Raw genomic sequence first — 393 nt, 5'->3', positions numbered from 1 at the left:
AACTGGCTGTACTTTGACCCAACCAATGCTTGGCAGGATAAAGGCTGGCAAAAGATCAATGGCCGCTGGTACTACTTTGAATGGTCTAAAGGTCACATGCTGACTGGTCTCCAAACTATTAACGGCCATGTTTATGATCTGCAAACTGAACATGATGGTTATTTTGGTGCCATGAAGACCGGGTGGCAAAAGGTTAACGGTAATTGGTACTACTTTGATGGTAGTGGTGCTGCTACGACAGGCTGGTATCAATCTGGTGCTAGTAATTGGTACTACTTCAACAACGACGGCACTGCACGAACCGGGTGGCAATCGATTAACGGTCGTTGGTACTACTTTGATCAGAACAATGCCTGGGCATTGCGTGGTTGGCAGTGGCTTGATAACAACTGG

The 393-nt window shown here is 46.8% G+C and carries 1 pseudogene; it reads left to right on the top strand.

The features are described 5' to 3' along the window. A pseudogene (locus QOS10_RS09535) lies at positions 1-393 on the top strand (hypothetical protein); the annotation flags it as partial.

Source organism: Limosilactobacillus galli, assembly GCF_947381495.1.
In the GTDB taxonomy this organism is placed as follows: Bacteria; Bacillota; Bacilli; order Lactobacillales; family Lactobacillaceae; genus Limosilactobacillus; species Limosilactobacillus galli.
This window is presented reverse-complemented; position numbering and strand designations above follow the sequence as displayed.